This is a genomic window from Amycolatopsis sp. NPDC005961 (assembly GCF_040629235.1).
GTDB lineage: Bacteria > Actinomycetota > Actinomycetes > Mycobacteriales > Pseudonocardiaceae > Amycolatopsis > Amycolatopsis camponoti.
Genome location: NZ_JBEXVF010000035.1, coordinates 86504 through 92503 on the forward strand (window position 1 = coordinate 86504; position 6000 = coordinate 92503).

Below are 6000 nucleotides of genomic sequence, written 5' to 3' on the forward strand. Positions count from 1 at the left end.
ACGCATGGGTGTCGCACTGGTGACCGGCAGTTCCCGCGGCCTCGGCCGGGCGGTCGCGCGCAGATTGGCGCGCGACGGGTTCGCCGTCGCGGTCAACGGCCACCACGACGACGCCGACCTCAAGACGTCCGCCGAGGGCATCCTCGCCGAAGGCGGCCGGGCGGCGGCGTTCGCCGCGGACGTCACCGACCGGCGCCAGGTCGGCGAGCTGGTCGACGCGGTCACGGCGTTGCTGGGCCCGATCACGGTGCTGGTGTTCAACGCGACCGGACCGCAGCCCGAGGCACCGGTGTCCCAAGTGGATTGGCCGGACCACCTGGCCCAGCTCGACTTCTTCGTGCGCTCGCCGGTCCTGCTCGGCCACGCGGTGCTGCCGGGGATGCGGGCCCGCCGCTACGGCCGCATCGTCCACCTCGACTCGGAGGTGGCGGACCGCCCGCCACCCGGCCGTTCGGCGTACGCGACGGCCAAGAGCGCCCAGATCGGCCTGGCCCGGGCGTGGGCCCGCGAGCTGGCCCCGGACGGCATCACGGTGAACACGGTGGCACCGGGGTTCATCCCGGTCGAGCGCCACGCGGAGGTCCCGGCAGCGGAGCGCGAGGAGTACCGGGCCTCGGTCCCGGCGGCCCGCTTGGGCACACCCGACGACGTCGCGGCGGCGGTGAGCTTCTTCGCATCGGAGGAGGCGGGCTTCCTGACGGGCCAGCGCCTCCTCGTCGACGGCGGCCGTTCCCTCGGCTGACCTGTACCTACGCCGCCGGGGTCGCCACACTCTGGCTTTGGCGGTACTCGAACGCCTCGGGTTCGTCCCGGTAGTCGAGGAGGTTCCCGGCGAGGTCGTGCAGGGCGTGCACGTCGAACCGGAAGGGCACCGACGCGTCCCCGAGCCCGCGCACCCGGTCCATCGGCTCGAGCCGCCGGGGCATCCCGATCTTGACGACCTCCGGCCCGAAGGAGCCGATGTTGCTGATCACGTAGACGTAGCCGCACGGATGTTGGCCTGCCGCTCTTCGATGCCGTTCAGCGCGGCCTCGATCTCGGCCAGCTTCCGCCGGTACTCCTGCAGTGCCTTCTGCTCCTCGCGGAGGACCGCGCGGCGCTCCCGTTCGTCCTCTTTCTCCTTGCCCACCTTGAGCACGCGGAAGCAGTTCTCGGCCTCCGCGTTGTAAGCCCGGACGCTTCGACGGCCGACTTCGCCCGGGTCATGTCATTCATGGTGGCCGCCCGCAGCCGGGTGGACTCGGCGTTCATGGCCGATCGCTGCAGTTCCCCGCGCAGGAAGAGGTTTTCCCGTTGCGCGGCTTCGAGTTCTTCCTGCCGTTTCCGCCCACCGAACATCGACGCCTACCCGAGATCACCTGACGTCAGGCGGAGTCGCTTCCGGTCGCCGGCTTGTTACGGCCCCGGCCGACCTGCAGCACGGCCAGCACCCCGAGGACGAGCACCAGGGCCAGCGTGAGCGCGGTCCACATGGCGACGTGCAGCTGCAGCAGCCCGCCCGCGAAGGCGCCCACCAGCATCGCGCCCACCGCCGCCACCTTCCGCAGCGGATGCGACCCCGGTCCCCCAGCCGCCTTCGAGTCCGCGGCGAAGCCCGTCAACGTCATGGTCAAGACCGTCGTCGTCAGGTCGGGCGCGCCGATCCGGCGGACCGCCGCGTTCTGCAGGCCCATCGCCACGCCCAGCACGACGATCAGCAGCTCGCTGCCCACTCGCGTTCCGCTGCCGAGCGTCGCCGACAGCACCACCGCCACCGCCACCAGCGCCGCCTGGACCGCGGTCGCCTGCCGGAGGGCGTCGTAGTCGTCGTCACGGCGGGCCAGCCGCCCGCCGGCGAGCGCGCCCGCCAGGAACGCGAGCACCGCGGTCAGGGACGCGAGCACCGACAGCGTCGACTCCCCCGCCGCCGCGAACCCGAGGAAGACGACGTTCCCGGTCATGTTGGCCACGAACACCCGGCCCAGCCCGAGGAAGCTGACGGCGTCGACGACCCCGGTCACGACGGTCAGCGTCAGCAGCAGGGCGGCGAGGTCCCGCGGTTTCGGTTCAGCCATGCGCGCAGTCAACCACCGCGCGGGTCAGCTCGCGGTGCCCGAGCGCGTCGGTGCTGTCGACGAACTGGTCGATCGCCCCGATCACCGGCGTGTCGCCGACCAGGGAGCGGACGAACCGTTCGGCGTGGATCACCTGGAACGGGCGGTCGAAGAAGCAGCTCACGCGCGGCTCGACGGGGTCGGTGAGGCCGAGGGCGTTGTGCTGCCCGGCGAGGTTTTCGCAGGCGGCGACGAGGTGGCGTTCGCGCTCCCACCAGTCCGTCGCCGCGAGGGCGCCGGTGAGGTGCGGGGTCAACGCCGTGGCCGCGGGCAGCCGCGCGAAGGCGCTCCCGAGCCACTTGCTGTACGGCGGGTACCGGCGCGCCATGAGCAGGCACAGCCGCATGAGGTCCCGCACGAGCCGCGCCGCGACGACGGCCGAGCCCAGCTCGTCCCCGACCTCCCCGCACCGGCCGACGAAGGCGTCCTCCTGGCCGATGCGCTGCCACTGACCGGCGAGGACGTACCGCCAGACGTCATCGGGGTACCAGGCGACCCGCCGCCTGAGCTCCTTGAACCCGAGGTCGTCGTGGTGCACCGCGCCGCCGGTGAACTCGGCGAAGACCTGGGTCGGGGTGGCGAGCCAGTCGTGGCGGCCGGCGTGCCTCGGGTCGAACCCGAGGAAGCCGCGCACCCACGCGTCGAGCGTCGCGACTTCGAGTTTCGTCGGGTGGCCCAGGAAAGTGCCCGGGATCGGGATGTCCCGGACCTCCGGGAGGAAGAGGAAGACGCGGGCGGTCCAGTCGTGATCGGTCGAGCGCGCGGTGTCGAAGCCGAGAACCTCGGAGCCGGGCCCGACCAGCGCGGCGGTGTGCGGCCCGCCGACGACCGGCGCGACGGCGTCGGCGTAGAACCGGCGGCTCAGGTCGATTCCGGAAAGCGGCGTCATGAATGCCAGTGTGGCTTACTAACGGGCGAAGCGCGCTTCATTATGCGAAGCTGCTTCGCAGGCGCTTCGCGGGCGGAATCCGTTGTCGCACAGGCAGAACAGCAACATCCGTTCCGGTGAACCCCTGCGCGGCAGGGGCCGTTTTGTCGGTGGTTGCCTTTAGCGTGCGGGCATGACCGAAAAGAGCACGGTGCGCACGCGGGAGATGGGCGTCGAGTTGAAGGCCCAGCGCGAGGCGAAACAGATGTCCCTGCGCGAGGTGGCCCGGCGCGCCCACTGGTCGGCGTCGAAGGTGTCCGGCTGGGAGAACGGCAGGCGCATCTCCCCGATCGACCTGGCGATCTACCTCGCGCACTGCGGCACCGAGGCACCCGAGCGCGAGCGGCTGCTGCACCTGACCCGGCCACCGAGTGAGCTGTACTGGGTGCGGCCGTACTTCGACGAGCTCGTCGACCCGATGAAGTCCCTGATCATCCAGGAAAACTTGGCGACGGCGGTGATCTCGAACAGCCCGGCGGCCCTGCCGGGCATGCTCCAGACCGAGGACTACGTGCGCAGCATCTACGAGCTGTCCGGCCGCTACACGACAGATCGCCTGAAGACGCTGGTCCGCGCGAGGATCGACCGGCAACGGCTGCTGCAGCGCCGAAACCCGCCCCACTGCGTCTACTTCCTGTACGAGCACACGCTGCGATCGATCCTGCGCGACCCGGCATTGATGCACGAACAGCTGCAGTCGTTGGTACTGGCCACGAACCTCCCCCACTGCACGATCCGCGTCGTGCCGGCGTCGGCACCGCCGTACCACCTGGTCGGCAGCCGGTTCACCATCTTGGAGTTCGCGGAGCACCCACCGGTGGCGTACGAAGAGACGTTCGCCGCCGGCCTGTTCGTCGACGACCGCGTGGCGGTCGAGGCGTTCTACGTCCTGCGCACGCGCCTGGAACAGGTGGCGTTGTCCGAATGCGAGTCGCGGGAGTTCCTGGTCCGCCTGACGGAGGAGTTCGACCTCATGGCGAAGTGAGCAACACCCCGGCTCACATGACCACGGTCACCAGCGAACAGCACCCCCGGGGCCCCGCCACAGGCACCGCGCTCAGCTGATCCGTTTCCCGTCGTGCCAAACCGCGCGGACCCGGCCCGGCAGGTCCGTCACGTCCAAATCCGTGCCGTCGAGGAGCACCACGTCCGCCCGCAATCCCGCCTCGACGCGGCCGCGGTCGCCCTCGAGCCTGAGCAGCCGCGCCGCCTCAGACGTGGCCGCCTTCAACGCAGCCGCGGCTCCCAGCACCTCGGCCAGCAGCCTCAGCTCGGTCGTCAAGTCGACATGGGGACGCGGCGCCAGGTCCGAACCCGCGGCGATCCGGACGCCCGCCTCCACCGCGAGGCGCAGCGAACGCCGGTGCGTCTCGACGAACTCCGTCTCGCTCATCGGCGACAACGTCGGCACGTACCAAGCGTCCGCCAGCGCCGCGACGGCGGAATCGTCGAGGAACGTGCCGTGCTCGATGCTGCGCGCCCCCGCGCGGGCCGCCGACTCCACCGCCGCCGCGGTGTGCGCGTGGGCCAGGACATCGCGGCCGCAGCGGGCGGCCTCGTCGACCACCGCGGCGAGCTCCTCGTCGGTCGGGCGGACGTCCACGCCCGCGCGGACCGCCCGCATCGAGCCGCTCGCGCCGACCTTGATCCAGTCGGCCTCCGCGCGCACCATCCGGCGGACGGCCGCGCGGGCGGCGTCCGGCCCGTCGAACAGCGGGTCCGGCAGCGACGGGTCACCGTAGTTGTCGACGGCGCCCGCGGCCGGGTCCCACGTGTCGCCGAGCCCGCCGGTCGGCCCCAGCTGACGCAGGCTGACCAGCAGGTCCGGCCCGGAAATCCACCCCTGGGCCAGCGCGTGCTTGAACCCGGCGTCGGCGCCCCACGCGTCCCGCACGGTCGTGATTCCCCGCGCCAGCAACCCCCGCAACACCGGCACGGCCTCGAGAGTCCGGGCGCTGCGCGGCAACGGCTCGGGCCGCCGGAACGCGACGTGCACGTGGCAGTCGATGAGCCCCGGGATCAGCAGCCCACCGGAACAGTCGACGGGCGGCCCGTCGAGACCCAGCCCGACTTCGGCGATCCGCCCGCCGTCGAGCCGGACGTCCGCGCGGGTCGTCTCGCCGGTCTCGGGGTCGAACACGCGCGCCCCGGCGAGCACCGTCACGCGAAAGCCTTGCGGTAGAAGAGGAAATCGCACGGCGTGGCCAGCGACGGCGCGAGGTGCGGGTAGTCCACGGCGACGTCGGCGCGGTGCGTGACGCGGTAGCCGAGCCGGTCGTACCACTCGGCGAGGAACTGCTTGGCCGGGTGCGTCCACTCGCGCGGCACCAGCAGTTCGAGCTGTATCTCGCGGCAGCCCGCGTCCCGGCTCACCCGCTCGGCGAACGCCACCAGGTCACGCCCGATGCCGAGACCGCGCCGCGCGGGATCGGCCGCGAGCATGCCGAACTCGCCGGTCGCCTCGTCGAGCCGCTGGACGCGCACCGACCCGGCGAGGTCACCGTCCACGAAGGCGACAGCGATCTCGCCGACCCCCGCGAGCCCAGCTACCTCGTCGGCGGACGTCCGGTCGGCGTTCCCCTGCCAGAGCCCCTTATCGGACTCGGCGTAGACCTGGTTCACCAAGCCGGCGATCCGGGCGACCAAGGCGAGGTCGGCGGACGGCGGCAGCAGCTCGATCTCCAGCACCCCACCATCCTGCCGCGATCACGGCTTGAGCGCTCGCACGCAGTGCAGGAACCCAGAGCCGATGTCCAGCACCCGGTCCCCCGGCGCGACGCCCGCCGGCGCCACCAGCCGCGGACCTCGACGCCCGAGGCCGCCGCCTGGTGGCTGCTCTCGCTGGTCGCGTCGCAGAAGTCCGGCGCCGGACCGCCGCGGAACCGGCCACGGTCGAAGCCAAGCTCGCCGCCGGCACGCTCGGCTTCCTGCTGGCTCCGCGGAAATGAAGACGCTCGCGAACCGCCTCGAGCGCGGTTC

Annotated in this window: 8 protein-coding genes; 2 read left to right on the forward strand and 6 right to left on the reverse strand. The window is 72.0% G+C overall.

What is annotated here, in order from left to right:
* The first annotated feature begins 4 nt into the window (after positions 1 to 4).
* Positions 5 to 742: an SDR family oxidoreductase gene (locus tag ABZ342_RS28115; RefSeq protein ID WP_155542050.1), complete on the forward strand. Its 738-nt coding sequence runs from the start codon at positions 5 to 7 to the stop codon at positions 740 to 742.
* Positions 743 to 749: 7 nt separating this feature from the next.
* Here ABZ342_RS28115 and ABZ342_RS28120 read toward each other — a convergent pair whose 3' ends face one another.
* The 4 genes from ABZ342_RS28120 to ABZ342_RS28135 all read right to left on the reverse strand — a co-directional run bounded on the left by ABZ342_RS28120 (position 750) and on the right by ABZ342_RS28135 (position 2982).
* A complete protein-coding gene (locus ABZ342_RS28120; RefSeq protein ID WP_360478901.1) occupies positions 750 to 974 on the reverse strand; it encodes a hypothetical protein in 225 nt (74 codons plus the stop codon).
* Entirely contained in the window at positions 971 to 1129 is a 159-nt protein-coding gene (locus ABZ342_RS28125) for a hypothetical protein (protein WP_360478904.1), read from the reverse strand. Before ABZ342_RS28125 ends, ABZ342_RS28120 begins: the two co-directional genes overlap by 4 nt.
* 235 nt (positions 1130 to 1364) lie before the next feature.
* A complete protein-coding gene (locus tag ABZ342_RS28130; protein WP_360478907.1) occupies positions 1365 to 2054 on the reverse strand; it encodes a YoaK family protein in 690 nt (229 codons plus the stop codon).
* Positions 2047 to 2982 (reverse strand): DUF4037 domain-containing protein, encoded by a 936-nt coding sequence (locus tag ABZ342_RS28135; protein ID WP_360478910.1) that lies wholly within the window; start codon positions 2980 to 2982, stop codon positions 2047 to 2049. Before ABZ342_RS28135 ends, ABZ342_RS28130 begins: the two co-directional genes overlap by 8 nt.
* Positions 2983 to 3154: 172 nt before the next feature.
* Between ABZ342_RS28135 and ABZ342_RS28140 the strand changes: the two genes are divergently transcribed.
* Positions 3155 to 4006 carry a helix-turn-helix transcriptional regulator gene (locus tag ABZ342_RS28140; protein ID WP_360478913.1) on the forward strand — a complete coding sequence of 284 codons (852 nt, stop codon included), beginning with the start codon at positions 3155 to 3157 and terminating at the stop codon, positions 4004 to 4006.
* Positions 4007 to 4078: 72 nt separating this feature from the next.
* On the opposite strand, the gene ABZ342_RS28145 is transcribed toward ABZ342_RS28140, so the two are convergent.
* The gene (locus ABZ342_RS28145) at positions 4079 to 5185 is read right to left on the reverse strand and encodes an amidohydrolase family protein (RefSeq protein ID WP_360478916.1); all 1107 of its coding nucleotides are present in this window, start codon (positions 5183 to 5185) and stop codon (positions 4079 to 4081) included.
* Positions 5182 to 5709 carry a GNAT family N-acetyltransferase gene (locus ABZ342_RS28150; RefSeq protein ID WP_360478919.1) on the reverse strand — a complete coding sequence of 176 codons (528 nt, stop codon included), beginning with the start codon at positions 5707 to 5709 and terminating at the stop codon, positions 5182 to 5184. Before ABZ342_RS28150 ends, ABZ342_RS28145 begins: the two co-directional genes overlap by 4 nt.
* Positions 5710 to 6000 lie beyond the last annotated feature (291 nt).

Coding starts and splice junctions, on each gene's coding strand:
- ABZ342_RS28115 (WP_155542050.1), top strand. CDS start 5: ATGGGTGTCGCACTGGTGACCGGCAGTTCCCGCGGCCTCGGCCGGGCG.
- ABZ342_RS28135 (WP_360478910.1), bottom strand. CDS start 2,982: ATGACGCCGCTTTCCGGAATCGACCTGAGCCGCCGGTTCTACGCCGAC.
- ABZ342_RS28130 (WP_360478907.1), bottom strand. CDS start 2,054: ATGGCTGAACCGAAACCGCGGGACCTCGCCGCCCTGCTGCTGACGCTG.
- ABZ342_RS28140 (WP_360478913.1), top strand. CDS start 3,155: ATGACCGAAAAGAGCACGGTGCGCACGCGGGAGATGGGCGTCGAGTTG.